The following is a 26873-nucleotide window of genomic DNA, read 5'->3' as shown; positions in this document are numbered from 1 at the left end:
ATAAATTAATTTTCCTTGCGAAAAACTATCTCGGCTTAGCGATTTTACAAATCATTCATCTACAATAATTTACAAGATCTCCAGAAACCTCATGCAAAGTTAAGAAAAACCTAAAAAAATCCGACCAATGAAATTCTTTTTTGTTCAACTTTTTACAAATCAAAATTTATTGCTTCCAATTTAAAAATTATGACCTTTTTTTCAATTAAAGGGACATTAAAAAATAGGCTCCAATAGATAAATAAATGAACAAACCAACAATATCATTTAATGTTGTTATAAATGGTCCGGTTGCAACCGCAGGATCTACTTTCATCTTGTTCAACATTAATGGAATTACAGTTCCTGCAATTGCTGCAAAAATGATTACTGCAAATAATGCTACAGATATTGATAAAGTTAATCCTACAGAATTACTAGTCAAAAAATAAGTGCTTAAAAACAATAATAATGAACAAGTTAAGCCATTAATTAAAGCACCTCCCAACTCTCTCATTAATCTACTGAACGTACTCTCAAAACCCAATGAGTTATTTGCAATAGCTTGCACGATAATTGCCGATGATTGTACTCCAACATTTCCAGCCATAGCAGTAATCAAAGGAATGAAAAATGCCAATTTAGGTGTATGCTCAAGTCCTTTCTCATGAACTGATATTACCATTGCAGAAAAAATACCACCCACCAGACCAATAATAAGCCAAGGCAAACGAGCTCTTGTCTGAAGCCAGATGGAGTCGCTAGCTTCAACATCCTCAGCCAAACCCGATGCCATTTGGTAATCTTTCTCAGCCTCATCACGGATTACATCCACAACATCATCAATAGTAATCCGTCCCATCAAGCGTCCAATACTATCAACTACTGGAATGGCAACCAAATCATATTTCTCCATGATATGTGCTACTTCCTCGTCTTCCTCATCGGTGTGAACCGACATAACATCAGGTTGGTATATATTGATAATTTTGGCCGAAGTTGGACTCAGAATCATTCTTTTTAAGGACAATGTTCCTTTTAATATTCCATCATCGTCAACAACGTATACATAATAGATTTCATCAATATCTTCGGCTTGACGACTTAATTCCCTTAAACAAGTCAGAACGGTCCAGTTTTCATTTACAATAACCAACTCTTTCGCCATCAAACCTCCGGCAGTGTCTTCATCGTAATGCAGAAGGTCTACAATATCTCCGGCCTGTTCAATATCCTCGATATGAGAGAGAATTTCCTCTTGTTTTTCGTCTGATAAACCACCAATAACATCGGCAGCATCATCGGAGTCCATCTTATCTATAAACTTTTTAGCAACTACCTCCGCAGGTAATGCTTTCACAAAGCGATCTCTATCGTCTTCCTCAAGTTCTGCCAATACATTTGCGGCAGTTTCTCCGTCAAGTAATAGGTATAGGAATGTTGCCTCATCAATACTTAGTTCATCGTAGATTTCGGCAATATCTGCTGGATGCAATTCTTCCATTAAACCAATTGCCTCAGCTTCATTCTTTTCTTCGATTACTCTTTTAATTTCATCGATATATTCGCGAGTCAATTCAAATTGCATAACAATAAATTTTAGGTGTAATTTTTATTCTCTTAACTGCATATTCAGTAACTCCTGAATTTTATTGGTCAAGTATACAAATTGCTCAATGCTTAACTGTTCTGGTCTTTTTGCCATTAAGTCATCCTCCAACTTGTATTCTCCCAATATTGATTTCAAAGAGTTTCGTAAAGTTTTACGGCGTTGATTAAACCCCGTCTTCACGACTCGAAAGAATAATTTTTCATCGCACTCTAAATTAGAAGTTGTATTTCTCACCATTCTGATAACAGCAGATTTTACCTTTGGAGGTGGATCAAATACCTTTTCGCTTACAGTAAACAAATACTCTATATCGTAGAATGCCTGCATTAAAACACTCAATATTCCATACGTTTTATTTCCCGGAACAGCACTCATACGTTCAGCAACCTCTTTTTGAATCATTCCAACAACTTCAGGAATTTGATCACGATGCTCAAGAATTTTGAAAAATATTTGTGATGATATATTGTATGGGAAGTTTCCGATTACTGCAAATGATTCATTAAAGATCTTTGATAAATCATACTTTAAAAAATCCTCCCCAATAATACGATCGGATAGATTTGGATAGTTTTCTTTTAAATAAGCTACTGATTCGGTATCGATCTCTACTACGTGCGTTTCGAATGCATCGTTTTGCAATAAATATTGTGTCAAAACACCCATTCCAGGACCAATTTCCAAAATCTTAGAAACATTATCAGCCTTTAAACCTGCCACAATTTTTTTTGCAATATTGAGGTCTTTTAAAAAGTGTTGCCCTAGATTTTTCTTCGCCCTAACGTATCCCATACCTATCCTTTTTATTCTCTTTTAAACAAGCAGCTATGATTAACGGAAGTTAAAAACGGCAGCTTTTCAAAGGAGATTTCAAACATTTACTTATTTTTGTAGCTACATTTAATGATCGGCAAAATTAGGACTTAATACCGAATAAGTCGGTATTCGTGCCGAAAAATTAATCATTGTTAGTTTTTTCTGAAAAAATTCTAACATTAAAAATATCAAAATTGAAGAAAAAGCTCGCAAATACTCTTAAATTTTTAATCTTCTTTTCAATAGGTGCATCTTTATTTTGGATCACTTACAGAGATCAAAATCCATCGGAATTATTACATACCTTAAAAAACGATGTAAATTATTACTGGATTCTTCTTTCTCTGTTTTTTGGCTTATTAAGTCATATTAGCAGAACCATTAGATGGAACCTGTTAATTGAATCTTTAGGTAAAAAGCCCAGAACTGTAAATACATTCCTTGCGGTAATGGTTGGCTACTTTGCCAATTTGGCCTTACCTAGAATGGGTGAAATTTCACGATGTGGTATTATTAGCAGATATGAAAAAATTTCTTTTTCTCAATTGGTAGGAACAGTTGTACTGGAACGAGTTCTTGATATTATCATGCTTATCGTATTCCTTTTAATTGCCCTATCCACTCAATTTTCTGTAATTGCCAACTTTTTTGCCAACAACCCAGAAGTAAGTGAAAAGCTATCGAATGTATTTGCCTCTGCTTACACGCTATACGCATTAACTACAATTACTCTTGTAATTTGGTTGTTGAGAAAACAATTTAAGCATACTGGACTTTTCAAAAAAATAGATAAAACATTAAAGAGCTTCATGGATGGATTTCGCACCATCAAAAAGATCGAAAACAAATGGCCATTCATTCTACATACAGTCTTCATTTGGGTGATGTATTATTTAATGACCTATATCTGTTTCTTTAGTTTTGGTTTCACTTCCAATTTACCAGCACTTGCAGGTTTAACTGTATTTGTGATGAGTGCTTTTGGAATGGTAGCTCCTGTACAAGGAGGGGTTGGTGCATGGCATTTTATGGTAATTGGTACGCTTCTAGTTTACCTTCCGGGAGTTAATAACATCGAAAGCATGTCCAGAAGTTTTGCTTTGGTGGTTCACGGAGCACAAACGGCCATGATAATTATTGTTGGGGCATTATCCGTAATCGCTCTACCTTTTGCCAACCGAAAAGAATTAATCAACAACAAAGCAAAAGCCTAAAATGGGAACTTATAAACTTATCGAAGTAAACGACGACATTACAAAAAAAGAGTTTATAGAATTACCGGTTCGATTGTATCAAAACGAAAAGAATTGGGTAAGACCGCTCGATTTTGAAATCAACAACATATTCGATCCCAAGGAAAATAAAATGTTTCAACATGGAGAGTGCTGTCGCTGGATCATGACCAACTCTTCCAATGAAACCATCGGAAGAGTTGCTGCATTTGTTGATTACAAATCGAAAGATTTAAACGATCAGCCAACAGGTGGAATGGGATTTTTCGAATGTATTGAAAATAAAGATGCTGCGTTTAGCCTGTTTGATCATTGCAAGAAGTGGCTACAAGAGAGAAATATAGAAGCCATGGATGGCCCAATAAATTTTGGAGAAAGGCATCAATGGTGGGGCTTGCAGGTGGAAGGAGAGCATAGACCTGTTTACAATATGCCATACCACAAATCCTACTACAAAAAGTTTTTTGAAGATTATGGATTTCAGGTTTACTTTAAACAGTTCACCTACAAAACAGTTTTCTCGCCGGATAGCTTAAGCGATATCATTAAATGGAAAGCTGATAGACTAAGCAAAAATCCTGATTACAGAGTTGAGCATTTTTCTAAATCCAAAACCCAGCGTTTTATTAAGGATTTCGTTCACATATACAACGAAGCATGGGTGAAAGAAATTCCAGGAATTGAAGGCATCTCCGAAAACCAAACCCAGACTCTTTTTGATGATTTAAAACCAATCATTCATGAAAAACTCATGTGGTTTGCTTACTACAAAGATCAGCCTATTGGATTTTTTATCATGATTCAGGATTTGAATGAATATCTGCAACACATTAATGGTAGAATTACACTTTATGGAAAGTTGAGATTTCTTTATTACAAATACTTTCAAAAAAACAAAAATGCCATTGGCTTAATTTTCGGAGTTGTACCTGAGTTTCAAAAAAGAGGAATAGAAGCAGCCATGATTTACGAATTTTCAAAATCAGGGTTGGATAAAAAATTCCCGTTTCGAACTTTAGAGATGAATTGGATTGGTGATTTTAATCCTAGAATGAGTCATTTAATGAAACACATTGGTGCTGAAATGCACAAAACTCATCACACTTATCGTAAACTTTTCGATGAGAAAAAAGAATTTAAACGATCAGTAATTATACAATAAAAGAAAAGGCTGCAAATTGCAGCCTTTTCTTTTACATGAATAATTCTATAATCCATTTTCCGAATGAAATAAAATTCGCATCAAACGAATATCTTCCTCAGAATAATCTTCTTCTCCTAATTCATCAAGAGCATCCTCAATACTATCAGTTTCAGCTTCATAAAAATAATCCAGAATTTCTTCTTGCTTATCTTCATCAATAACTTCATCCACATAATAGTCAAGATTTAGCTTGGTTCCAGAATATACAATTGCTTCCATTTCTTTAAGCAATTCTTCATATTCCATTCCTTTTGCTTCAGCAATATCCTCTAAATCTAATTTTCTATCGATACTTTGAATAATATACACTTTAAACTTAGACTTGTCAGCTACGGTTCGTACCACCATATCTTGAGGTCTCTCAATATCATTCTCCTCTACATGTTTTGAAATCAGAGCAATAAAATCCTTTCCGAAACGCTTGGCCTTACCTGCCCCAACCCCTTGAATATGTGATAATTCTTCAATAGTCGTAGGATAATGAATAGCCATTTCTTCCAAGGATGGATCCTGGAAAACCACATAAGGAGGTACATCTTTTTGCTTGGCAACTTTTTTACGAAGATCCTTTAACATAGACAACAAAGCTTCATCCATCGCAGCGGTTCCTCCACTTTTTGGAGCTTCAGCATCTACTCCTTCAAAATCATGATCATCAGTTAACATGAACGGATATGGTTTCTCCAAAAAGGCATGTCCTTCCGGGCGAATTTTAATTACACCATATTGCTCAATATCTTTTTCAATAAATGAATTGATTAATGCACGACGATACACCATATTCCAAAAGTGCTGATCTTTCTCATCACCATCTCCATACAACTCAAGCTCATCGTGCTTATATGATTTTATTGCAGAATTTTGAGAACCAATTAAGATGTTAACCAAATGGTCCACTTTAAATCTTTCTTTTACTTCTTTTACAAGATTTAAAGCTTTAACTACATATTCTTCGCCTTGGAACTCTTTTTTAGGATGCAAGCAATTGTCGCAATTGCCACAATTTTCATCCACATGTTTCTCCCCAAAATAATGCAACAATACTGTACGTCTGCAAACAGCAGATTCTGCATAGGAAACCGTCTCCATTAAAAGCTGCTTACCAATTTCCTGCTCTGCCACAGGCTTACCCTGCATAAACTTTTCAAGCTTCTGTATATCCTTGTAACTATAGAAAGTTAAGCAACGTCCCTCTCCTCCGTCACGGCCTGCTCTACCAGTTTCCTGATAATAACCTTCCAAACTTTTCGGAATATCATAGTGAATTACAAAACGTACATCAGGTTTATCAATTCCCATTCCAAACGCTATAGTGGCAACTACAACATCTACATCTTCCATTAGAAACTTATCCTGATTTCCGGATCGAGTTGAGGAATCCATACCTGCATGGTAAGGCACAGCTTTAATTCCGTTTACCTGAAGAGTTTCGGCCAATTCTTCAACTTTCTTTCTACTTAAGCAGTAAATAATTCCTGATTTACCAGTATTCCCTTTAATAAACTTGATAATCTCTTTTGTTGCATTTACCTTAGGCAACACCTCGTAGTATAGATTTGGTCTATTAAATGAAGATTTAAATACCGTAGCATCCAACATTCCAAGATTTTTCTGAATATCATGCTGAACTTTAGGTGTTGCAGTTGCTGTAAGTGCAATAATTGGTGCATTACCAATTTCCTCTACTATCGGCCTTATCTTTCTATATTCTGGTCGGAAATCATGTCCCCATTCCGAAATACAATGGGCTTCATCCACTGCATAAAAAGAAATCTTAACCTGTTTTAAGAATTCTATATTACTCTCCTTTGTTAATGATTCCGGTGCGACATACAACAGTTTGGTACGTCCTTCTATTACATCCTCTTTAACTTTTAAAGTTGCCGATTTTGACAAGGACGAGTTCAAAAAGTGTGCAATCCCATCATCCTCTCCAAAATTTCTCATTGCATCAACCTGATTTTTCATTAGTGCAATAAGTGGAGATATAACGATTGCAGTACCTTCCAACATCAATGAAGGCAACTGATAACAAAGTGATTTTCCTCCTCCTGTTGGCATCAACACGAAGGTATCTTTACCGTCTAAAATATTTTGGATTACAGGCTCTTGATTCCCCTTGAAGTGCTCAAACCCAAAATACTTCTTTAAATTAGATGATAATTCAAAGTTTTTTCCCATGCTTTAATTAGATATGCTTACTATTTTGCTATGCGGCCCGCTAAATTAATATTATTATTAGCGACCAAAAATTTTTATAAGATGAATTTTACTCCATCTTCAATCCCCGAATTACAAAAATTAGATACTTTTGTATTTTAAATTTAGATAAACACTTGTACAATTCAAAACGATTTTCGCTTTTAACAGATTTTAACTGTATGTGATAAATCAAAATAAATGAGTTTATTTAGCTTTGTACAAACAAAAAACAAGAAGCTGTGAAGTCATCAGAGGATATTAAAAATATTGCAATCCAAACTATCGAAGAGGAAGCAAATTCCATTTATCAATTAAAAAATTACATTGATGGAGATTTTGTCAAAACCGTAGAATTAATCTTGGAAAGCAACGGAAGAGTAGTAATTACAGGAATTGGCAAAAGTGCCAACATTGCCAATAAAATTGTTGCAACTCTTAATTCCACAGGAACTCCTGCCCTTTTTATGCACGCAGCAGATGCAATTCATGGAGATTTAGGAATGATTCGTCCAAACGATACTGTAATCTGTATTTCAAAAAGTGGAAATACTCCGGAAATCAAAGTTTTGGTGCCACTTATCAAAAATATGGGAAATACTTTAGTTGCTATGGTATCTGGACTTGATTCCTTTCTCGCACTAAACTCTGACTATGTACTTAAAGCGAAAGTTGAAAAAGAAGCTTGCCCAAATAACCTGGCTCCTACGAATTCAACCACAGCTCAACTCGTAATGGGTGATGCACTGGCAGTTGCTCTATTAGAATGTCGTCAATTTACCGATCGTGATTTTGCTAAATATCATCCAGGTGGTGCTTTAGGAAAAAAATTATACCTGCGCATTAGTGATTTGGTTTCTAAAGAAAATCCTCCAAAAGTTGCCATCGATGAAAAAATTAGACCAATTATTCTTGAAATTTCTTCAAAAAGAATGGGATCAACAGCTGTTGTAAACGAAAAAGATGAATTATTGGGAATTATTACCGATGGTGATCTTCGCAGAATGTTGGAAAAAAATGAGGATGTGAGTCAACTAACAGCAAAAGATATTATGACTCCAACTCCTAAAACAACCAGCTCAGATGTTTTAGCAATTAATGCCTTCCAAATAATGGAAAAATATAACATTACAGGTCTGGCTGTTGTTGATGAAGGAAAATATATTGGCATGGTTCACCTGCACGATATTTTGAAAGAAGGAATTGTTTAATATCTTAGCTTCGCAAAATAATTAACTATGTCAGAAAAAGAACAACAGCAAGACGAAAATCAAATGAGCTTTCTTGAACATCTTGAAGTGTTAAGATGGCACTTAATGCGTTCTGTAATAGCGGTACTTGTTTTTGCCGTTGCTGCTTTTATATTTTACGATTTCATTTTTGATTATTTGATTTTGGCTCCTAAAAATCCTGATTTCTTCACAAACAGAATGTTTGCTAAAGTGGCAGAATACACGGGAGTTGATGCTTTAAAAATAAATACAAAGCCATTTCAAGTAATTAATATCAATATGGCAGGTCAATTTGCTACTCACATCAGCGTATCGTTGGTGGCGGGTATTATAGCGAGCTTTCCATATATATTTTACGAGTTTTGGTGCTTTATAAAACCAGCACTTTATGCTAACGAAAAGAAACATGCAAGAGGATCAATATTTTACACCAGTTTTTTGTTTGCTCTAGGTGTTCTTTTCGGCTATTATTTAATTACCCCACTATCTGTTCATTTCTTGGGATCCTATAGTGTTAGTGATCAAGTCATGAACCAGATCAACCTAAAATCCTACATCTCATCAGTTACTTCAATTGTTTTGGCAAGTGGAGTTATTTTTGAGCTGCCTGTTCTTATTTTCTTTTTAAGTAAAATAGGTTTGGTAACTCCTGATTTTCTAAAAAAGTACAGAAAGCATTCAGTTGTCCTAATTCTGATTTTATCAGCAATTATCACTCCTCCAGATATCTTTAGCCAGGTATTGGTTTGTTTGCCGTTAATGTTACTTTATGAAATTGGCATTAAAATCTCTAAACGAATTCACAAAAAGCAACAAGCTGAATTAGGTTTAGATTAAGATGATAGCCAGACTATTATAATAAACATTATTAAAGCTTGAGCTTAATCACTCAAGCATTATTTATTTATTAAGATGCAGATACTAAAAAAAGGATTTTTCATTTTAGGTGTTCTTACATTATCCTTATTAAGTATAAAGGCTTCAGGACAGTCCACCAAAGTAAGGGGGAAAATTGTTGACTCTGAAACAAAACAAGCCTTACCCTTTGTAAACATTGCTTACAAAGGAACAACAATTGGTACAATTACTGATTTTGACGGAAATTATTTTCTGGAAACCAGAACTCCAGGAGACACTATTCACATATCATTTGTAGGTTATAAAGAAAGAACATTTGCAATCCAGAAAGGCAAATTTCAAACATTAGATGTTGAAATGGAAGCCGAAACATTCGATCTTCAAGAAATTGTAGTTATTCCTGGCGAGAATCCTGCTCATGTGCTTTTGCGAAAAATCATAAAAAACAAAAAGAAGAACAATCCATCTCGCTTCGAGTCTTTCCAAGCGGAAACCTACACAAAGATGGAAATGGACCTGAATAATATTAAAGATAATTTTAAGGATAAAAAAATCATGCGTCAGTTCCAGTTTGTTTTCGACTACATGGACACCTCGGTGATTACCGGTAAACCTTATTTACCAATCTTCATTACAGAATCTTTGTCTGATTACTACTATCAGGACAAGCCAAGAGTTGAGCGTGAAATAATTAAAGCATCGCAGATGTCAGGAATTCAAGACAATGCCAGTTTAGCCCAATTCACTGGTCAACTTCACCAAAACATAAATGTTTACGACAATTTTATCGACCTATTCGATATGGGGTTTGTGAGTCCGATTGCTGATGGAGGTTTAAGATACTACAAATATTATCTAACAGATAGCACATATCGTGATGGTAATTGGTGCTATCACATGTCTTTTAAACCCAAAAGAAAGCAAGAACCAACTTTTGTGGGAGATTTTTGGGTAGCTGATACAACTTTTGCTATTCAAAATATGCAAATGCGCATTGCAAAAGGCGTAAATCTTAACTGGGTTAAAGATTTGGTGAGTAATAATGAATTTCAAAAATTAAACGATACAACCTGGTTTCTTAAAAAGCAAAATCTATTTGTAGATTTCATGCTTACCGAAAGAGACTCGACCAAACAAATGGGTTTCTTCGGTCGAAAAACCGTATCCTATAAAAATGTAGAGGTTAATGTTCCCTTAAAGGAAGAAATTATAAAGCTAGACAATAATGTTATTGTAAAGGAAGATGCATTATCACAACCACGTGAATATTGGGACAATGCTCGTCCTTATAAATTATCAGAAAGAGAATCTGGCATTTACTCAATGGTTGATTCCATACAAAATGTACCTCTTTATAAGAATATTGTTGATATCATTACAACATTCATAACTGGTTATTACGTTCATGGAAAATTCGAATATGGTCCATACTATAAATTGTATAGTTTCAACGAAATTGAAGGAAATCGATTCATGTTTGGAGGAAGAACTTCAAATGATTTTAGTACTAAAATAATGCTGAATGGACACTTGGCCTATGGTACCAAAGATCAGAAATTCAAATATGGACTAGGCTTCCTGTACATGATTAATAAACTCCCAAGAGAAACTTTTGGGATGCAATTTAAACACGATATTCACCAGTTGGGAAAAAGTCCAAATGCTTTTACCGAAGGAAACATTCTGGCTTCTTTATTAAAAAGAAATCCGAATAACAAATTAACAATGCTCGATCAGTTTGTTACCCACTACGAAAAAGAATGGTTTCAAGGGTTTTCAAACACATTAAAATTCCGATATGGAAAAATGACACCTACCGAGTATGTTCCTTTTTTACGTTCTGAATTTAATGGAGGAGGAATTGTTAAAAATCTTACTGCATCTGAATTGGAGCTAAGAACCCGTTGGACAAAAAATGAGAAAGTGGTAATGGGGGAATTTGAGAGAGTTCATCTTGGAGGGCCAATTCCAATTGTCAATCTGTACCTTACTCTGGGAATGAAAGGAGTTCTTGGCTCTGATTACAATTATCAGAAAATCGACCTAAGTGTAGAACACACATTTGAACTTCCTCCTCTTGGAAACTTGTATTTTTTAGCTTCAGGGGGTAAACTTTTTGGTAAAGTTCCTTATCCTCTATTGCATTTGCACGAAGGAAACGAGACCTATGCTTTCGATCCATATGCTTTTAATATGATGAATTACTATGAATTTGCAAGTGATCAGTATGCAAGTTTGTTTGTAGAGCATCATTTTAATGGATTGATTTTAAATCGAATTCCCTTATTCAGAAAACTAAAGTGGAGAACTGTGGTTTCAGGGAAAGGCCTAATTGGTAAATTGAGTGATAAAAACAATGGATCTTTGGCTAATACAGAAGCATACATGCAGTTTCCTCAAGGACTATCAGATGTTAGCAAACCATATTTTGAGGCAAGTGTAGGAATCGAAAATATTTTCAAATTTATCAGAATTGATGCGATGTGGAGATTAACTCACCTCGATGCAAACCCATACCAGGATTTTGAAGATTTTGGGATTCGAGCCATGCTACAAATCACTTTCTAAGGATATCTTTTTTATATTTGCACAACTCCAAACCATTAAAACAATTGGACAAGGATGATATTAAGAGCTGAGAATTTAATTAAACGATACAAGAGCCGTACTGTTGTAAAAGGTGTTTCGGTTGATGTAAAACAAGGTGAAATTGTTGGATTACTAGGACCAAACGGAGCAGGTAAAACAACATCTTTCTACATGATTGTAGGATTGATTCAACCAAACGGGGGAAGAATTTTTCTTGATGATCGAGAAATTACCAATGAACCTGTTTACAAGAGAGCTCAGCTTGGAGTAGGATATTTGGCTCAGGAAGCTTCTGTTTTCAGAAAGCTAAGTGTTGAAGACAATATTAAGTCTGTTCTGGAAATGTCTGATTTCTCAAAAGAATATCAAGCTCACCGATTAGAGGAGATGCTGAATGAATTCAGTCTTCAGAAAATCAGAAAAAGTTTGGGTATACAATTGTCAGGTGGAGAAAGACGAAGAACTGAAATCGCCAGAGCCCTTTCTATCAAACCGAAATTTATTCTTTTGGATGAACCTTTTGCTGGAGTTGACCCTATCGCAGTAGAAGATATTCAAGATATCGTTCGCCATTTAAAGGATAAAAATATTGGTATATTAATTACAGACCATAACGTACAAGAAACCCTTTCCATTACAGAAAGAGCATACTTATTGTTCGAAGGAAACATCTTAAAATCTGGAACTGCTGAAGAATTAGCAGCTGATGAAGATGTAAGAAGGGTATATCTAGGAAAGAACTTTGAGCTTAGAAAACCAGTAAAATAAAGGCTTCCAATAGGTTTACAGCTTTATATTTTACTGATAAATTTTCATCTCAGATTTTTTCTCGAAAAAAACTTCATTTTTTTCTGATTGCTATTGCAAATTATAAAAAACAGCTCTATATTTGCACCGCAATTAACCCGCGGATGTGGCGTAATTGGTAGCCGCGCTAGACTTAGGATCTAGTGCCGTAAGGCGTGGGGGTTCGAGTCCCTTCATCCGCACTACAGAAAAAATAACCTTAAACCGCCCATACTACGATACAATGTATCAATGGTTGAGCGGTTTTTTTTCAATTAATAAGGTTTTATCTTTTAATAGCTAAAAAATGAACATCACAAAAACCAACATTGATGATTTAAACGCTGTAATCAAATTACAGATTGTTAAAGAAGACTATGAAAGTCGTGTAAACGATGTTTTAAAAGACTATCGTAAAAAAGCAAATATCAATGGTTTCCGCCAAGGTAAAGTACCTATGGGTGTGATCAAAAAAATGTATGGTACTCCTGTTTTAGCTGACGAAGTGAACAAACTTCTTAGCGACGAGCTAATGAAGTACATTCGCGAAAATGATTTGAAAATTTTAGGCGAACCACTTCCTAACGAAACTGAGCAAAAAGAAATCAACTGGGAAAAAGATACTGATTTCGAATTCGCTTTCGATATTGCTTTAACTCCAGAATACACTCTTAATCTTAGCAAAAGAGATAAGATGACTTTCTTCAAAATTGCTGTTGATGAGAAAATGATCGAGAATGGTGTTGAAATGCACGCTCGTCGTTTCGGATCAAACGAGCCAGCTGAAGTTGTTGAAGAAAAAGAACTTTTAAAAGGTAACTACGCACAAGTTGACGCGGAAGGTAAACTTGTGGAAGAAGGAATTACTAGCGAAGATGTAGCAATCTCATTAGAATACATGGCTGATGAAGATGCTAAAAAGAAATTCATTGGAGCTAAAAAAGGTGAAGTTGTGGTATTCAACCCAGCTAAAGCTTTTGCTAACAAAACAGATTTAGCTTCTATGCTTAGCATCTCTAAAGAAGAAGCTGAAAACTTAGATGCTGACTTCCAATTCACAATTACCGAAATTACTAAATTTGTTAATGCTGAGTTGAACCAAGAATTATTCGATAAAGTATTTGGTGAAGGAACTGTTTCTTCAGAAGAAGAATTCAAAAACAGAATCAAAGAAGATATCGAAAAGCAATTGGTTAACGATAGCGATTACAAATTCTTGATTGATGCTAAGGAAAAATTGGTTAAGAAAGCTAAAATGGAACTTCCTGAAGCATTCTTAAAGCGTTGGATTATTGCTACCAACAAAGAAATGAACGAAGAGCAGGTTGAAAAAGACTTCGCAAACTACGTTGATGAGTTCAAATGGCAGTTGATTAAAAACAGATTGACTGAAGAAAACGAACTTAAAGTTGAGCAGGAAGAAGTTATGGAGTTTGCTAAACAACAAGCTCTAATGCAATTCCAGCAATACGGAATGATGGAAGTACCTGAAGAATACTTAACAAACTATGCTCAGCAAATGATGCAAAATCAAGAAGAGCAAAGAAGAATCTACGAACGTATGATCGACAACAAAATTGTTGAGTTCCTAAAAGATGCTATCAAAATTGAAGAACAAGAAGTTTCTACTGAAGAATTCAACAAGATGTTTGAATAAGAAGAACTTTTTACAATACAAAAGAACCACGCTTTTTTGAAGCGTGGTTTCTTTTTGATCCTAATCTAAGTTTTTGTTAAGCTATTCTTTTCAAATGGAGAAAATTTGACTAATTTAGGTCTACAAAATTTAAAATCATATCTATATGGTACCAAAAGACGAATTCAGAAAATTTGCCACACAGCACATGGGCATCAACAGCCTAACATTAGATAAATACACTTCAATTAGCAACAGCTACATTTCTCCAACAATCATCGAGGAACGTCAGCTTAATGTTGCATCAATGGATGTTTTCTCTCGTCTGATGATGGATAGAATTATCTTCCTTGGTGTTCCAATTGATGACTATGTTGCTAACATTATCATGGCTCAGCTATTGTTCCTTGAATCTACTGATCCTTCTAAGGATATTCAAATTTATTTTAACTCACCAGGTGGTTCGGTTCATGCAGGTTTAGGTATTTACGATACCATGCAATACATCAAATGTGATGTTGCAACAATTTGTACTGGTATGGCTGCATCAATGGGAGCTGTATTGCTAACTGCCGGAACAAAGGGAAAACGTTCTGCATTAAAGCACTCAAGAATCATGATTCACCAACCAATGGGTGGCGCACAAGGACAAGCTTCAGATATTGAGATTACCGCTCGCGAAATCTTAAAATTGAAGAAAGAATTGTATACCATTATTGCTGATCATTCAGGGAACACTTACGAAAAGGTAGAAAAAGATTCTGATCGTGATTACTGGATGACAGCCTTGGAAGCAAAAGAATATGGTATGATTGATGAAGTGCTAACGCGCGAGAAATAATCAATCATCTCAAAATCAAAACAAACCTAATGCAGAGTTAATCGTAAAATCATTAACTTTGCATTTTTAGTACTATAAATCAATATCATGGATAAATGCTCGTTTTGCGGGAGAGAAAAGAAAGATACTAACCTTCTGATTGCAGGAATTAGTGGTCATATCTGCGATAGCTGTATCGACCAAGCATATTCAATTGTACAGGAAGAATTAAAAAATCGTTCGGATCTTAACCTGAAAGAGATTAAATTATTGAAACCAATGGAAATTAAGGCTTTCCTTGACCAGTATGTAATTGGTCAGGAAGAAGCTAAAAAGTACCTTTCCGTTGCGGTTTACAATCATTACAAAAGATTACTTCAGGAAAGAGACGATGAAGATATCGAGATTGAAAAATCGAATATCATTCTTGTGGGTGAAACTGGTACAGGTAAAACTCTTTTGGCAAGAACCATTGCTAAAATGTTGCATGTTCCTTTTACCATTGTGGATGCAACTGTATTGACTGAAGCTGGTTATGTTGGTGAAGATATTGAATCAATTTTAACGAGACTATTGCAAGCTTCTGATTATGATGTAGAAGCTGCTGAAAAAGGAATTGTATTCATTGACGAGATTGATAAAATTGCACGTAAGAGCGATAACCCTTCTATCACCCGTGATGTTTCAGGAGAAGGAGTTCAGCAAGGATTGTTAAAATTGCTGGAAGGATCGATTGTTAATGTTCCACCACAGGGAGGTCGTAAACATCCGGATCAGAAAATGATTCCTGTGAACACGAAAAATATTCTTTTTGTGTGTGGTGGTGCTTTTGATGGCATCCAAAGAAAGATTGCTCAAAGAATGAATACGCAGGTTGTTGGTTTTAATGCTAGCAAGGAAAAAGAACAAATTGATCAAGAAAACTTCCTACAGTACATTGCTCCTCAGGATCTGAAATCATTTGGACTAATTCCTGAAATCATTGGTCGCTTGCCTGTTTTAACCTACTTGGAACCTTTAAACAGAGAAGCACTTCGCAACATTTTAACAGAGCCTAAAAACTCGATCGTTAAGCAGTATACTAAGTTGTTTAAGATTGATGATATTGAATTAACTTTCGATGAAAGTGCATTAGAATACATTGTTGACAAAGCTGTAGAATTCAAACTGGGAGCTCGTGGTTTGCGCTCAATTTGTGAAGCAATTATGATGGATGCAATGTTTGAGTTGCCTTCTGGAGACGAAAAGAAAATCTCGATTGATAGTAAATACGCTAGCGAAAAACTCGAAAAAGTAAACCTAAAGCGTTTAAAAGTCGCATAACCGATACCAGATTTAAAATGTAAAATCATATAATTGTATCGGAATATAATATAAAAAAATACCGGAGTTGACCTCCGGTATTTTTTTTACACTATAATAATTTCTCTATAAACTTATTGTAATTGTAGCACCTTGGGCTGTAACACTTGCATCACCATCGCAATTATCAATGGTATCGCCACCTCCATAATTCACAATTCCTTCTCCAATATCCTGCAATGTAAAAAGTGCAGTACCTCCAATAACATTTTTACATGCATAAGCATACAACAAATCAGACTGATTGGTCAATGACATGGCAGCACCAGTAGGATAAGTAATATCAATATCACTGGTAATATTATAAATATCATCTACATAATCCACATCATCTTTTTCACTTCTTACGTACTTGTAATCAGCCTCGAAAGAGGTAACCGGAAATTCAGTTACATTGCTTTCTGAATCGGTAATTGAAAATTTTATGGTACTGGATGATACTGAAAAATCTCTACCTACCACATCTCCAACAACATCAAAATTGAATACTCCAGAAACACCAAAATTATTTACCTCAAGATCTGGGAATCTTATCTCAAATTTTAATAATTTTTCATCTACAGGATCAACGATTACTTTGCCTTTAAATTTTCCCCCAATAGATGAAATAGTTTTTTCACTACCATAATCTATAACTACTGAATCAATTACTTCCCCGGTTCTGTAGATGCTTGGTTTAACACCATCTGGCACTTCATCATCTATTACATCCTTATTGGTATCCAAATTGTTCATTACAATGGCATTTACATTCATTACAATGTCATTAATTCCATTATTAATGTTTAAACAATACTTAGCAGGATCCGTAAAAACATCATCAATAATATCTTCCGGATCAGAACCTGTAGAACAAGAATTCGTTGTTCCTGCAAACAACAAGGCAATAAGTCCTAATTTTAAATATCTAAAATTCATACTATTTTCTTTTGTAATCGATAAATGAATATGAATATTCATTTTTCTCATCAGGCATACAATCCTCTCTGGCTATCGATTCCCATTCAGTTGATTTAATTTCTGGAAAGAATGTATCACCTTCAAATTCTTTATGAACCAAGGTTAGGTACAATTCATTAGCTTTATCCATTGCTTGTTCATAAATTGTTCCACCACCAATAACAAATACTTTTTCCTGATCCTTAACAGCATCCAAAGCTTCTTCCAAAGAATGAACTACAATACATCCATCTTGCTTGTAGTCTTCCTGACGAGTAATGATTACCGAAGTACGATTAGGCAGTGGCTTACCAATAGAATCGAAAGTTTTGCGTCCCATTATAATGGTATGTCCAGTTGTTAAAGCTTTAAATCTTTTCAAATCTGCCGAAAGACGCCAAATTAATTGGTTATCCTTACCAATCACATTATTTCTTGATGCTGCAACTATGATCGCTAAATTCATTTTCTACTATTATAAATTCGTAATTAAATAGATATTGCCCCTTTTATATGAGGATGTGCTTCATAATTCTCCAATGTAAAATCTTCATACTTAAAATCGAAAATACTCTTCACATCAGGATTAATTTTCATCTGAGGCAAATCTTTTGGTTCTCTGCTTAGTTGAAGCTTTACCTGATCTAAATGATTCATATAAATATGCGCATCACCCAAAGTGTGAACAAACTCTCCCGGTTCAAGATCACAAACCTGAGCCATCATCATGGTAAGCAAAGCATAGGATGCAATATTAAAAGGTACGCCCAGAAAAATATCGGCACTGCGCTGATATAGCTGACACGACAATTTACCGTTTGCAACATAGAACTGGAACAATGCATGACATGGTGGCAAAGCCATATTTTCAATATCTCCAGCATTCCATGCACTTACAATTAAACGACGAGAATCGGGATTGTTTTTAATATCGCGAACCACTTGCTTGATTTGATCTAATGATTCACCATTTTCCTTTGGCCACGATCTCCACTGGTAACCATATACATGTCCCAAATCTCCATTCTCATCGGCCCATTCGTTCCAAATGCGCACGCCATTATCCTGAAGATATTTCACATTTGTATCTCCATTCAAGAACCACAGCAATTCATGAATAATAGACTTTAAATGAAGTTTTTTTGTAGTAAGAACAGGAAAACCTTTAGACAAATCAAAACGCATTTGATGCCCAAAAACACTAACTGTTCCTGTACCTGTTCTGTCTTCTTTTTTGTTCCCTTCTTCAAGAACTCTTTCTAATAATTGAAGATATTGTTGCATAATGTATGAGTCGAAATTTTAGTTTTTAAAGATACATTAATTCGTAAAGAGTATCTAACACCAATCCCTTAGATTAACATTTTTTACCAAATGTTGACTTCACATAGCGTTCCAATCGGCAAATCCAAACCACTACAATTCCTAAAATCAACCTTGGAATAATCATCCATCCCAACGGAACACCAATAGCTGCAAATAACAATGGATCCTCAAGCTGGGAGTGCGACACTGCAATATGATGATTCAATAAGTCGGCATCTTCCTTACTCATTTTCCCTTCCTCAACCTGCTCCATAATAATTGCAGCTCCGTACGCCAGACCTAATGTATTGGCTACTATCCACGAAAAAGAAGTAGATTCCGGCAATCCCATCACAACTTGCAATGGTTTTAGGAATTTTGAAATCCACCTGATGACACCAAATAACTCAAGTATTTTTTGAAAAATCATTAATAACGTAATTAGCACAATCACCTTCATTGTCAGCAATAAGGATGACTGAGCCCAATCAAAGAACATTATCGAAAATGATTCATTTGATGTAGTAATGGAACTAATTTGCTGTATGGATTCACTTGGTAAAAGCCAGTTTAGCACTGCTCCAATTGCAAAACTTCCCAATACACGAAGAAGTATCATTCTAACAACCGATGATCCCGTTTTTTTCAAAACAGCAGTTTCGATTATAAAACCATGTGCAACCAAACACATTACCGCCAAAATGGTAACTACTCTACCCTGCATTTCAAGACTAGTAATTACAGCTATTGCAGTATATATATTGGTAAAAATACTTGTCAATAAAACAAATGCCGATTCACCAGGCAGGCCAATTAATTCGAAAGCAGGAGCCAAATAGGAAGAAATTAAAGTCAAGACTCCTGTGTAATTCAAAATCATGACACCAAAAGAAACCGGAATCATGATACTTAGCAACCATTTTGTAGTTGAGTAAGCTTTTGGCAATGCAATTCTTACCGCTTCTTTTATTTTCTCTTTTCCCGATTGCCTTGTTTGATAACTTTTATTTACCTGCATCAGCTATAGTTGTTTAGGGATCAAAAGTACCATTTTTTTTAAATCAACATCGGTTACATTTATCATTTATTAGACCAGCTACGAAGTTTTACTTTACTGCTTTTTAACAAGGCTTTTACCTTTCTTCTTTTTTTGTTAGATTTGGATCTTCCAAAATTGATAGCCAATTACATCTATTGATTTTGAACTACTAGAACAACCAAACCATTTAGAAAAACAATTACAAATCTAATTTATTTAAACAACGAATTATGGGAATTAAAGGTCGATTGACGCTATTAAACTTCCTACAGTTTTTTATCTGGGGAGCATGGTTGATAACCATTGCAAATTATTGGTTTGGAACAAAACAATGGTCACCTACCGAATTTGGTGCCGTTTTCTCAACAATGGGTATTGCCTCTTTATTCATGCCAACACTTACCGGTATTATAGCCGACCGTTGGATGAATGCAGAAAGATTATATGGAGTTCTTCATCTACTAGGAGGTGCAGCATTGCTTTACCTACCACAAATTGAAACCTCTACTACATTTATCAGCGTAATTTTAGTGGCCATGATTTGTTACATGCCTACCATTGCACTTATGAATACCATTTCTTACACCGTTTTAAAAAATAACAACTACGATGTAATTAAGGTATTTCCTCCAATTCGTGTGTGGGGAACCATTGGCTTTATTGTAGCCATGTGGGTAACCAACCTTACCGGATCAAAAGCTTCGGCAAACCAATTTTACATTGCCGGATTTGTATCATTCTTATTGGCGGCCTACTCTTTTACTATGCCTCAATGTAAGCCTCAAAACAAAGGACAAAAAGGCGCTCCTCTTACTGAAACATTAGGTTTAAATGCCTTTAAATTGTTCAAGAATTACAAAATGGCATTGTTCTTCATCTTCTCAATGTTTTTAGGTGCAGCTTTACAGTTAACAAACATGTATGGCGATGTATTTTTAGATAGCTTTAAACACGTTGATAAATATGCCGATTCATTTGTAGTTAAATATTCAACTATCATCATGTCCATTTCTCAGATTTCTGAGACCTTATTCATTCTGGCTATTCCATTCTTCCTAAAGAAATTTGGTATTAAGAAGGTAATGCTAATCAGTATGATTGCTTGGGTACTTCGTTTCGGATTATTCGCTTATGGAGATCCTGCAGGAGGATTATGGATGATTATCCTATCGTGTATCATTTATGGTATGGCGTTCGATTTCTTCAATATTTCGGGTTCGCTGTTCGTAGAAACACAATGTGATTCTAGTATTCGAGCAAGTGCTCAAGGATTGTTCATGATGATGACCAATGGTTTTGGTGCAATCATGGGATCTTGGATTAGTGGCATTATTATCGGAACATTCTTTACTGGTAATGATGGAAACTTTATTTGGATGGACATCTGGAATACATTTGCGATTTACTCATTTGTAATTGCAATATTCTTTGCAATTCTGTTTAAACACAAACACGATCCAAAGCAAGTAGGAACTATCGCACACTAAAAAATAAAGACTTACGGCCTGCATCACCCTCTAATTTTCTTTCTACTGAAGATTAGAGGGTGTTTTATTTATTCACTTTGCTGCTCTTTACGCTTTAAATTATTATACGACATGATATCTATCGTATAGTATAGTCGTTATTTTCATAGTTCTATATGCATTAAACTATATTATAGGTATTATTTTCATGTAACTGTATGTAGTAAACTATATTATAAGTTTAGTTTTCATGCTGCTATATGCAGCAAGCTATATTATAGTTGTAGTTTTCACACTGCTGTATACATAGGACTATTTCATAGGCATATTATTCATGTTACTATTTGTTAGATATTATTATCTAGATATTTTATTGATAATATAACCGAAATACGCTAAATTACAGTTATTATACGAACAACATACAGCTCATGAAACCTTCAAAACCCATAAAACTACCTGTAGATCTTCATAAACTCATACATGACGCCATGGCAGAAACACGCATGACTACTGTAGATTTAGCAGCTGAACTTGGTATCGGAAATTCCTCAGTTCATTACCTTTTAAAAAGACGTGGTGTTCAGGTTGGTCGACTTTGGACCATTTGCGAAGTCACAGGTGTGAATATTTTTAGACAATTGGCCGATGCAATTAACATCAATAATCCGGTAGATAAAGAAAAGGAACAACTCAAAAAAGAAATCGAAGATCTGAAAAAAGAGCGTGAGATTTTACGAGATGTGATCGCATTAATAAAGAAGTAAATTCAAAAAAAGCTATCCTTATGGATAGCTTGGTAATTTATTTCCGCATTTAATTATTCTCCTCTTTTATCTAGCTCATCTCTTATTAAAGATGCTTTTTCGTAGTCTTCATCCCGAATGGCATCATCGAGCATACTTTGCAACTGTGCGATCGAGTAATCACTAAACTCACTTTTTGAACTCGTTTCACTGGAGCCAAAATCGGTAGTAGGTGCTGTAATAGTTGGTTCTTGAGGTTCTCCCTCAATTGATAAAACAATTCCTGCTTTCTCAATAATCTCATTGGTTGTATAAATTGGGCACTTGAATCGAAGGGCAATGGCTACAGCATCTGAAGTTCTGGAATCAATACGAATGCGATTGCTTCCCTTTTCACAAATTAACTCTGAATAGAATATTCCTTCCTCCAATCGATATATATTGACCTCGGTAACATTTACAGCAAATGCTTCTGCAAAACTTTTAAACAAGTCATGAGTCAATGGTCTTGGTGGATCTAATTCCTCAAGCTGAATAGCTATCGACTGTGCTTCAACTCCACCAATAATAATGGGAATGCGTCTATCGCCATCCTCTTCAGATAAGACCAATGCATATGCTCCAGTTTGTGTTTGACTATATGACAATCCAAGAACGTTTAGTTTTATTTTACCCATAGGTTTTTACAAATTTCCATCTTTCTTGAAGCAAATATAATAATTGTTTCGAAGCTTCTTAACAATAATAGTAAACAAGACTTCTTTATTTATTTTCACTCCTCAATTCCTCAAATTAAAATCGATACAAAAATCGATTATTCCTAACATTAAAAAAACTACTTAATCTCAAACATTCGGTAGCTTCCTTAAATGTATTACATGAAGATACAATTATTAGGCTACATAATCCAAACCTGAATCAGGAAACTTTGTACATTTGCAAGGATTTCTCAGCCCAATTTGTAAATGAGGGCATTAACAAAGAAAAAAGTTGGCAAAAAGCTGTTTTTCTATCCTTAAAACTTTGTTTATCAATTATTCTTTTCTATTTTTGCAATCCGAAAAATAATTTTCTTCGGGGGTTCACCAAGAGGAATAACTTGATTTATAGGTTACCCACCCCCTGGAACAAACCGTAAAATTGTATTAAAATGTACGCAATTGTAGAAATCGCGGGTCAACAATTTAAAGTTGAAAAAGACCAGAAGATTTTCGTTCACAGATTAGAAGCTGAAGAAGGTGGACAAGTTGAGTTCGCTAAAGTTCTTCTAGTTGATAACGAAGGTGAAGTTGTAGTTGGAGCTCCTGCTATTGAAGGTGCTAAAGTAACTGCAAAAGTATTATCACACATGAAAGGTGATAAGGTAAAAGTATTCAAAAAGAAAAGAAGAAAAGGATACAAAAAACTGAACGGTCACCGTCAGTACCTTTCACAAATTCAAATTGAAGAAATTGTAGCTTAATCCTTAAAAATATTACAAAATGGCACATAAAAAAGGAGTTGGTAGCTCGAAGAACGGTAGAGAATCGGAAAGTAAACGATTAGGAGTTAAAATTTACGGCGGACAATTTGCACAAGCTGGAAATATTCTTGTACGCCAAAGAGGAACTAAGCATAACGCAGGTGAAAACGTAGGTTGTGGTAAAGATCACACTCTATTTGCACTTGTTGATGGAACAGTTGTTTTCAGAAAGAAAAGAGACAACAAATCATACGTTTCTATTGAACCTCTTGCTGAATAGTTAATTCAGTATTAAAATATTTAAATCTCCTGCTTTATCAAGGTATAAAGACAGGAGATTTTTTTATTTTTACACTTTCATAAAAATCAGGAATAATCATCAACAAAAGATAATAGATGCTAAGCCTAAAATATTTACAGGAAAATCAAGAGGAAGCCATTAAGGCTTTAAAGATCAAAAATTTCGATGCTACTGAAATTATCGGAAAAATTATTGATCTTGATGAAAAAAGAAAAGCTACTCAAGCAGAACAGGATGCAACTCAGGCAGAAATGAACAGCTTGTCGAAAGAGATTGGTATGCTTTTTAAAAGTGGAAAGGCTGAAGAAGCTAATGCAGCAAAAGCTAAAACTGGTGAGTTAAAAAACTCCATTGCTGAATTAAACTCGAAGCAAACTTCCATTGTTGAAGAATTAAACAATCTGCTATTGCAGATTCCAAACATTCCTCATTCATCGGTTCCTGCAGGTAAAGGCGAAGAGGATAATGTAATTGAAAAGAGTGTTGGCGAAGCTCCAAGTTTGGCTCCCGATGCAATTCCTCACTGGGAATTGGCAAAAAAATACAACTTGATCGATTTCGATTTGGGTGTGAAGATTACTGGTGCTGGTTTCCCACTTTATCGTGGAAAAGGAGCAATTCTTCAAAGAGCTTTAATCAATTTCTTCCTGGATGAAAACCGCAAAGCAGGTTACGAAGAAGTAATTCCTCCATTGGTTGTAAACGAAGATTCTGGATATGGAACAGGTCAGTTACCAGATAAGGAAGGACAAATGTACCATGTTACAGAAGATAATTTGTACTTGATTCCAACAGCTGAAGTTCCTGTTACAAATATTTATCGTGATGTAATTTTAAAAGGAGAAGATTTTCCGGTTAAAAATACGGCATACTCGGCTTGTTTTAGAAGAGAAGCTGGTTCGTACGGAAAAGATGTTCGTGGTTTGAACCGCTTGCACCAATTCGATAAAGTTGAAATTGTACAGTTGCAACACCCTGAAAAATCATACGAAGCATTAGAAGGCATGGTAAATCATGTTGAAAGCATTATTCAAAAATTAGAATTACCATATCGTTTATTGCGATTGTGTGGTGGTGATACCAGCTTTACATCTGCTTTAACTTTTGACTTTGAAGTATACTCTGCAGCTCAGGAAAAATGGTTGGAGGTTAGCTCGGTTTCCAATTTTGAATCTTACCAGGCAAATCGCTTGAAATTAAGATTTAAGGATAAAGACATGAAAAAACCACAATTGGCTCACACATTAAATGGTAGCGCATTGGCTTTGCCTAGAATTGTAGCTGCATTGCTGGAAAATCACCAAACACCAGAAGGAATTAAAATTCCTAAAGCATTGATTCCTTACACAGGATTTGACATGATCGACTAATCGATTATCAAAATATTTGCTTAAGCCCGAACCTAAAAGTCGGGCTTTTTTTTATTTTTATGGTGCTGAATCAATAAAAAATTCATTTTGAAAAAGAATCTAACAAGTATATTACTGATTTCATTGTTATCAGTAGGCCTTTCTACTTTTGGTCAATTGAACATCCAATCTGGAAGCCAGTTGGCGTTTAAATACTTTCGCGACAAGGAGTACAAGCCAGCTTCTACCCTCTTTTACGATTTGTACGATGTTACAAAATCCAAAACTTATTACAACTACTATGTAGATTGCCTGCTTGAATTAGAAGAATTTAAGGATGCTGAAAGTTTTGTAAAGAAACAGGTACGAAAGAATCCGAATGATAATAGTTTCATTATAAGTTTGGGTTATGTCTATAAAAAATGGAATCAGGAAGAAGAAGCAATCAAGCAATACAATAAAGCACTACAAAAGCTAAAACCCATTAAGGTTGATATTAATAGTATTGCCAATGCATTTATTTCCAAACGCGAATATGAGTTTGCTGCCAAAGTCTATGAAAGAGGAGGAGAACTATTGAAACAACCACATCTCTATCATATCGAATTGGGAAATATTTATCTCTACCAAAGAGATTTTGAAAAAATGCTTACTGAATTTTTAATTGGCGTATCTATTGATCCAAGTAAGGTAAACTCTGTACAAAATCGCCTTCAATCTGCACTTGCTCAGGATATCGATTCAAGTCTTGATCCAATTATCAGAAATCAGCTATTGAATAAAATGCAGACAGAACCAGACAATTTGGCTTTGAAAGAATTATTGCAATGGTACTTTATGCAGAAAAAACAGTTTAAACCTGCCTTGGCTCAAGCCAGATCTATCGACTTAATAAAAAAGGAAGATGGATTTCGTTTAATGTCTTTAGCTAATACAGCAAGAACAAATAAAGATTTCGAAACGGCATTGGAAGCTTTTCAGATCGTTATTGATAAAGGCGTAGAAGCTTCAAACTATTTTACAGCCAAAACAGAATTTTTAGAAACAAGATTTTTACAGTTAAAGGATGCCCAAAATACCTCGCAAGAAGAATGGAAAAGCCTGGCTTCTTCTTACGACAAATTCTTAAACCAAGAAAAAAATATTGGTCAAACAAGCAGGGCTATTGTTAGACAGGCTCACATATTATCGGCTTACCTAAACCAAAGCGATAAAGCAATTGAAAAACTTGAAGCTGTTCTAAAAAATCGCAACATTCACCCACAATTTAAATCAGAAATTAAAATGGAATTGGCAGATATTAAATTGTTTGCCGATGAAAAGTGGGATGCCATTCTGCTCTATTCTCAGATTGAAAAAGCCAATAAAAACAACACCATAGGCTACGAGGCAAAGTTTAAAAAGGCTAAGGTTTCATACTATATGGGTGAACTTAAATGGGCAAAAGCACAATTGGATGCCCTTAAAGGGAGTACTTCCAAATTAATTGCCAATGATGCCATTGCTTTATCGCAGCTAATTAGTGATAATACCACACTAGATACCAGTTACACGGCAATGAAAACATACGCTGAAGCTGAGTTTTTACTATTCCAGAAAAAAGAAGATGAAGCCTTGAGCAAATTGGATGAGTTGATAAGAAATCAACCAGCCCATAGCCTGATAGACGAAGTGTATTTTAAAAAATATGAAATCTATTTGCAGCTGAATAAATTGGATAAAGCTCTGGAAAATCTTGAAAAGATAATTATAGATCATCCTTGGGATTCAATTGCAGATAAAGCATTATTCAAAAAGGGAAAACTACTTGAAAAAATGCAAAATTCAACTGCTGCATTAGAATGTTATAAATCGATTATTACAGATTATCCCGATAGTATTTTTTCTGTTGAAGCGCGAAAAAGGATAAATGCTTTGAGATAGATTTTTATAAATTTGCGC

The 26873-nt window shown here is 34.9% G+C and carries 23 protein-coding genes and 1 tRNA gene; 16 read left to right on the top strand and 8 right to left on the bottom strand.

The genetic code is table 11. The features are described from left to right. Positions 1–205 precede the first annotated feature (205 nt). Both mgtE and rsmA read right to left on the bottom strand, forming a co-directional pair. Positions 206–1567 (bottom strand): magnesium transporter, encoded by a 1362-nt coding sequence (mgtE, locus tag ACKPCA_RS17400; protein WP_321280207.1) that lies wholly within the window; start codon positions 1565–1567, stop codon positions 206–208. 24 nt (positions 1568–1591) lie between these two features. After that, positions 1592–2383, bottom strand: coding sequence for a 16S rRNA (adenine(1518)-N(6)/adenine(1519)-N(6))-dimethyltransferase RsmA (gene rsmA / locus ACKPCA_RS17395; RefSeq protein WP_321280206.1), 792 nt, complete (start codon positions 2381–2383; stop codon positions 1592–1594). Between the two features lie 218 nt (positions 2384–2601). On the opposite strand from rsmA, the gene ACKPCA_RS17390 reads away from it, so the two are divergent. Continuing rightward, entirely contained in the window at positions 2602–3621 is a 1020-nt protein-coding gene (locus ACKPCA_RS17390; protein WP_321280205.1) for a lysylphosphatidylglycerol synthase transmembrane domain-containing protein, read from the top strand. A 1-nt stretch (position 3622) separates the two neighbouring features. Then, a complete protein-coding gene (locus ACKPCA_RS17385) occupies positions 3623–4801 on the top strand; it encodes a hypothetical protein (RefSeq protein ID WP_321280204.1) in 1179 nt (392 codons plus the stop codon). A gap of 45 nt (positions 4802–4846) precedes the next feature. Here ACKPCA_RS17385 and recQ read toward each other — a convergent pair whose 3' ends face one another. Continuing rightward, complete coding sequence (recQ, locus tag ACKPCA_RS17380) at positions 4847–7024, bottom strand: DNA helicase RecQ (protein ID WP_321280203.1); 2178 nt, start codon at positions 7022–7024, stop codon at positions 4847–4849. A 260-nt stretch (positions 7025–7284) separates the two neighbouring features. On the opposite strand from recQ, the gene ACKPCA_RS17375 reads away from it, so the two are divergent. The 8 genes from ACKPCA_RS17375 to clpX all read left to right on the top strand — a co-directional run bounded on the left by ACKPCA_RS17375 (position 7285) and on the right by clpX (position 16286). Then, positions 7285–8253 carry a KpsF/GutQ family sugar-phosphate isomerase gene (locus ACKPCA_RS17375; protein WP_321280202.1) on the top strand — a complete coding sequence of 323 codons (969 nt, stop codon included), beginning with the start codon at positions 7285–7287 and terminating at the stop codon, positions 8251–8253. Between the two features lie 27 nt (positions 8254–8280). Then, complete coding sequence (gene tatC, locus ACKPCA_RS17370; RefSeq protein ID WP_321280201.1) at positions 8281–9111, top strand: twin-arginine translocase subunit TatC; 831 nt, start codon at positions 8281–8283, stop codon at positions 9109–9111. A 75-nt stretch (positions 9112–9186) separates the two neighbouring features. Then, on the top strand, positions 9187–11700 hold the full coding sequence (locus ACKPCA_RS17365) for a DUF5686 and carboxypeptidase-like regulatory domain-containing protein (RefSeq protein WP_321280200.1): 2514 nt from the start codon (positions 9187–9189) through the stop codon (positions 11698–11700). Positions 11701–11754: 54 nt separating this feature from the next. Then, positions 11755–12489, top strand: coding sequence for an LPS export ABC transporter ATP-binding protein (gene lptB, locus ACKPCA_RS17360; RefSeq protein WP_054716838.1), 735 nt, complete (start codon positions 11755–11757; stop codon positions 12487–12489). A gap of 139 nt (positions 12490–12628) precedes the next feature. Continuing rightward, positions 12629–12710: transfer RNA gene (locus tag ACKPCA_RS17355), tRNA-Leu, on the top strand. A gap of 104 nt (positions 12711–12814) precedes the next feature. Beyond that, a complete protein-coding gene (gene tig / locus ACKPCA_RS17350) occupies positions 12815–14164 on the top strand; it encodes a trigger factor (protein WP_321280199.1) in 1350 nt (449 codons plus the stop codon). A gap of 145 nt (positions 14165–14309) precedes the next feature. Continuing rightward, complete coding sequence (gene clpP / locus ACKPCA_RS17345) at positions 14310–14984, top strand: ATP-dependent Clp endopeptidase proteolytic subunit ClpP (protein ID WP_054716831.1); 675 nt, start codon at positions 14310–14312, stop codon at positions 14982–14984. An 87-nt stretch (positions 14985–15071) separates the two neighbouring features. Further along, positions 15072–16286: an ATP-dependent Clp protease ATP-binding subunit ClpX gene (gene clpX / locus ACKPCA_RS17340; protein WP_321280198.1), complete on the top strand. Its 1215-nt coding sequence runs from the start codon at positions 15072–15074 to the stop codon at positions 16284–16286. A 105-nt stretch (positions 16287–16391) separates the two neighbouring features. Here the strand turns inward: clpX and ACKPCA_RS17335 are convergent, their stop codons facing one another. The 4 genes from ACKPCA_RS17335 to ACKPCA_RS17320 all read right to left on the bottom strand — a co-directional run bounded on the left by ACKPCA_RS17335 (position 16392) and on the right by ACKPCA_RS17320 (position 19587). Next, positions 16392–17243, bottom strand: a complete 852-nt coding sequence (locus tag ACKPCA_RS17335) for a hypothetical protein (protein ID WP_321280197.1) — start codon at positions 17241–17243, stop codon at positions 16392–16394. A 1-nt stretch (position 17244) separates the two neighbouring features. Continuing rightward, positions 17245–17730 carry a dihydrofolate reductase gene (locus ACKPCA_RS17330; RefSeq protein ID WP_321280196.1) on the bottom strand — a complete coding sequence of 162 codons (486 nt, stop codon included), beginning with the start codon at positions 17728–17730 and terminating at the stop codon, positions 17245–17247. Between the two features lie 23 nt (positions 17731–17753). After that, complete coding sequence (locus ACKPCA_RS17325) at positions 17754–18548, bottom strand: thymidylate synthase (RefSeq protein WP_321280195.1); 795 nt, start codon at positions 18546–18548, stop codon at positions 17754–17756. 73 nt (positions 18549–18621) lie between these two features. After that, positions 18622–19587, bottom strand: a complete 966-nt coding sequence (locus ACKPCA_RS17320) for a nucleoside recognition domain-containing protein (RefSeq protein WP_321280194.1) — start codon at positions 19585–19587, stop codon at positions 18622–18624. A 251-nt stretch (positions 19588–19838) separates the two neighbouring features. On the opposite strand from ACKPCA_RS17320, the gene ACKPCA_RS17315 reads away from it, so the two are divergent. Beyond that, a complete protein-coding gene (locus tag ACKPCA_RS17315; RefSeq protein ID WP_321280193.1) occupies positions 19839–21095 on the top strand; it encodes a nucleoside permease in 1257 nt (418 codons plus the stop codon). Between the two features lie 410 nt (positions 21096–21505). Next, positions 21506–21841: a helix-turn-helix domain-containing protein gene (locus ACKPCA_RS17310; RefSeq protein ID WP_321280192.1), complete on the top strand. Its 336-nt coding sequence runs from the start codon at positions 21506–21508 to the stop codon at positions 21839–21841. A gap of 53 nt (positions 21842–21894) precedes the next feature. On the opposite strand, the gene ACKPCA_RS17305 is transcribed toward ACKPCA_RS17310, so the two are convergent. Continuing rightward, a complete protein-coding gene (locus ACKPCA_RS17305; protein WP_054716809.1) occupies positions 21895–22497 on the bottom strand; it encodes a bifunctional nuclease family protein in 603 nt (200 codons plus the stop codon). Positions 22498–22970: 473 nt separating this feature from the next. Here ACKPCA_RS17305 and rplU point away from each other — a divergent pair, with 473 nt between their 5' ends. The 4 genes from rplU (at position 22971) to ACKPCA_RS17285 (ending at position 26855) form a co-directional block, all read left to right on the top strand. Next, positions 22971–23282 (top strand): 50S ribosomal protein L21, encoded by a 312-nt coding sequence (gene rplU / locus ACKPCA_RS17300; protein WP_054716805.1) that lies wholly within the window; start codon positions 22971–22973, stop codon positions 23280–23282. A gap of 19 nt (positions 23283–23301) precedes the next feature. Beyond that, a complete protein-coding gene (gene rpmA / locus ACKPCA_RS17295; RefSeq protein ID WP_054716802.1) occupies positions 23302–23562 on the top strand; it encodes a 50S ribosomal protein L27 in 261 nt (86 codons plus the stop codon). A 116-nt stretch (positions 23563–23678) separates the two neighbouring features. Continuing rightward, positions 23679–24953 carry a serine--tRNA ligase gene (serS, locus tag ACKPCA_RS17290; RefSeq protein ID WP_321280191.1) on the top strand — a complete coding sequence of 425 codons (1275 nt, stop codon included), beginning with the start codon at positions 23679–23681 and terminating at the stop codon, positions 24951–24953. An 87-nt stretch (positions 24954–25040) separates the two neighbouring features. Further along, positions 25041–26855 (top strand): tetratricopeptide repeat protein, encoded by a 1815-nt coding sequence (locus ACKPCA_RS17285; protein ID WP_321280190.1) that lies wholly within the window; start codon positions 25041–25043, stop codon positions 26853–26855. Positions 26856–26873: the final 18 nt, after the last annotated feature.

The sequence above is a fragment of the Marinifilum fragile genome (assembly GCF_963677365.1).
Classification (GTDB): domain Bacteria; phylum Bacteroidota; class Bacteroidia; order Bacteroidales; family Marinifilaceae; genus Marinifilum; species Marinifilum fragile.
Note: the sequence above shows the minus strand (reverse complement) of the source record. Positions and strands in the feature narration are given on the sequence as shown.

Bases quoted from the DNA above. Each gene is read 5' to 3' on its own strand.
- mgtE (WP_321280207.1), bottom strand. From the start codon at position 1,567: ATGCAATTTGAATTGACTCGCGAATATATCGATGAAATTAAAAGAGTA.
- rsmA (WP_321280206.1), bottom strand. From the start codon at position 2,383: ATGGGATACGTTAGGGCGAAGAAAAATCTAGGGCAACACTTTTTAAAA.
- ACKPCA_RS17385 (WP_321280204.1), top strand. From the start codon at position 3,623: ATGGGAACTTATAAACTTATCGAAGTAAACGACGACATTACAAAAAAA.
- recQ (WP_321280203.1), bottom strand. From the start codon at position 7,024: ATGGGAAAAAACTTTGAATTATCATCTAATTTAAAGAAGTATTTTGGG.
- tatC (WP_321280201.1), top strand. From the start codon at position 8,281: ATGTCAGAAAAAGAACAACAGCAAGACGAAAATCAAATGAGCTTTCTT.
- ACKPCA_RS17365 (WP_321280200.1), top strand. From the start codon at position 9,187: ATGCAGATACTAAAAAAAGGATTTTTCATTTTAGGTGTTCTTACATTA.
- lptB (WP_054716838.1), top strand. From the start codon at position 11,755: ATGATATTAAGAGCTGAGAATTTAATTAAACGATACAAGAGCCGTACT.
- tig (WP_321280199.1), top strand. From the start codon at position 12,815: ATGAACATCACAAAAACCAACATTGATGATTTAAACGCTGTAATCAAA.
- clpP (WP_054716831.1), top strand. From the start codon at position 14,310: ATGGTACCAAAAGACGAATTCAGAAAATTTGCCACACAGCACATGGGC.
- clpX (WP_321280198.1), top strand. From the start codon at position 15,072: ATGGATAAATGCTCGTTTTGCGGGAGAGAAAAGAAAGATACTAACCTT.
- ACKPCA_RS17335 (WP_321280197.1), bottom strand. From the start codon at position 17,243: ATGAATTTTAGATATTTAAAATTAGGACTTATTGCCTTGTTGTTTGCA.
- ACKPCA_RS17330 (WP_321280196.1), bottom strand. From the start codon at position 17,730: ATGAATTTAGCGATCATAGTTGCAGCATCAAGAAATAATGTGATTGGT.
- ACKPCA_RS17325 (WP_321280195.1), bottom strand. From the start codon at position 18,548: ATGCAACAATATCTTCAATTATTAGAAAGAGTTCTTGAAGAAGGGAAC.
- ACKPCA_RS17320 (WP_321280194.1), bottom strand. From the start codon at position 19,587: ATGCAGGTAAATAAAAGTTATCAAACAAGGCAATCGGGAAAAGAGAAA.
- ACKPCA_RS17315 (WP_321280193.1), top strand. From the start codon at position 19,839: ATGGGAATTAAAGGTCGATTGACGCTATTAAACTTCCTACAGTTTTTT.
- ACKPCA_RS17310 (WP_321280192.1), top strand. From the start codon at position 21,506: ATGAAACCTTCAAAACCCATAAAACTACCTGTAGATCTTCATAAACTC.
- ACKPCA_RS17305 (WP_054716809.1), bottom strand. From the start codon at position 22,497: ATGGGTAAAATAAAACTAAACGTTCTTGGATTGTCATATAGTCAAACA.
- rplU (WP_054716805.1), top strand. From the start codon at position 22,971: ATGTACGCAATTGTAGAAATCGCGGGTCAACAATTTAAAGTTGAAAAA.
- rpmA (WP_054716802.1), top strand. From the start codon at position 23,302: ATGGCACATAAAAAAGGAGTTGGTAGCTCGAAGAACGGTAGAGAATCG.
- serS (WP_321280191.1), top strand. From the start codon at position 23,679: ATGCTAAGCCTAAAATATTTACAGGAAAATCAAGAGGAAGCCATTAAG.